Origin of the sequence: Terrisporobacter othiniensis, assembly GCF_000808015.1 — a bacterium.
GTDB classification, from domain to species: domain Bacteria; phylum Bacillota; class Clostridia; order Peptostreptococcales; family Peptostreptococcaceae; genus Terrisporobacter; species Terrisporobacter muris.
Genome location: NZ_JWHR01000159.1, coordinates 1 through 1,532, shown reverse-complemented (window position 1 = coordinate 1,532; position 1,532 = coordinate 1). Strand labels below are relative to the sequence as shown.

At 27.0% G+C, this 1,532-nt stretch carries 2 protein-coding genes; one reads left to right on the top strand and one right to left on the bottom strand.

The genetic code is table 11. The features are described 5' to 3' along the window. Positions 1–181: IS3 family transposase (locus QX51_RS20205; RefSeq protein ID WP_039681359.1), on the top strand; the 181-nt coding region annotated here is incomplete at its 5' end. A gap of 61 nt (positions 182–242) precedes the next feature. Here the strand turns inward: QX51_RS20205 and QX51_RS18375 are convergent. Then, complete coding sequence (locus tag QX51_RS18375) at positions 243–1,352, bottom strand: AAA family ATPase (RefSeq protein WP_039681358.1); 1,110 nt, start codon at positions 1,350–1,352, stop codon at positions 243–245. Positions 1,353–1,532 lie beyond the last annotated feature (180 nt).

Here is a 1,532-nt window from a genome sequence, read left to right as displayed (position 1 = left end):
TCCCAAGAGAGACTTTTCATCATTGAAGACAGAAGCATTCTATTCTCAAGGATTAAAGAATTTATCAAGTAAAATGGTGATTGAAATTGTATCTCAATATATAGATTATTATAACAAAGAAAGAATACAGACAAAATTAAACTACCTTTCTCCTGTAAAATACAAGAAAAAGGTAGCCTAGGTTGTTTTATATTGTTCCACATGAAGGGTGCAGTTCATTTATATGAGAGTGCTTTGATTTCCTATTTACCTACATAGTTTCTTTTTGATATTTCATAATTTGAATACATTGAATCTTTTGTTACATCTGCTTTTATATTTAAAAAGTCTGGAAGTAATATCTTTCCATTTTGATCCGTAGCTTCTATTTCTAAGATTCCATATTTTTTATCATTGTTAAATACATCTAATTTGAAATATTGATTCTCGTATACGAAACAATAACGAGTTTTTATTATAGTGAAAAGTTGGTTATCTATTTCTGATAAATATGTTAAGTATAGCTTATCGCTTATTTTCTTTTCTTTTCTAAATGTTCTATAGTTATTGATTTTTTCTTTTTCAGTATAGTAGTATGAGTAGTTTTCGCCACTTCCTATTTGTCTAATCCTTCTTTCAACATTTTGATTAGAAGATTTTAAGTAATGCTGAACTATGTCCATTTTTTCTGAAGTATTTATTATACTATCTATATCTATATTTTCAACATTTACTAAGTATTTGCGTATAGTACCAGTTGGCATATGTTCATCTAAATCATTATAGATTTCTTTTAATACTCTCTCAACTTTTCCTTCAAAGTCTGTAGAGTTGTCAAATATTCTTAAACGAGGATGACCTACCCAGGCATTCATAGTTAATTCATCTAGTTTTCTAGCGTCTTCTAATGATTCACTTCTAGCAGCATTATTCGCTAGTGTGTAATGTTCTTCTGCCCCATTAGCAGTTGTTACTAAATGTAATACTAAATCATATCTATCTATTAATTCATTTTCAGTTGTTCCAAATTTATCTAAAATAACTTCAAATTCTTCCTTTGATACATAAGCTTTATTATCTAATAATCCTCTATCATAAAGTATTATTGTCTTCTCAGCATCCATTTCTTTTGCTGCTTTTTCATAAACTTCTTCTTTCTTAAATTGAAGGTTTAAAAGATAGTCCTGGAATATGAACATATTCTCTTTACCACCAAGTGGTGAAACTCCACCTCTAATTAATTCTGTCGCTGTTTCTGAAACTATTAAGACTTTATATCCTTTTTCTTTAAAAGTGTTTTCTATTAAGTTAAGCATTGTACTTTTACCAGAGCAAGGTCCTCCAGTTATTACAATTTTTTTTATAGTTTTCATCTTGTTTGTTCCTCCAATATTGTCAAATATCTTGTTGAATTTATATATAAAAATATTTTTTATTTTTTTAATTTTAAAAAACGACACTTTAATATTATATTGCATTTTCATAAAAAGTGAATAGTTTTTTTATTACCAATTTATTTATTCATACCAATATGATTTATCTTCACCTATTAT

Coding starts and splice junctions, on each gene's coding strand:
- QX51_RS18375 (WP_039681358.1), bottom strand. CDS start 1,352: ATGAAAACTATAAAAAAAATTGTAATAACTGGAGGACCTTGCTCTGGT.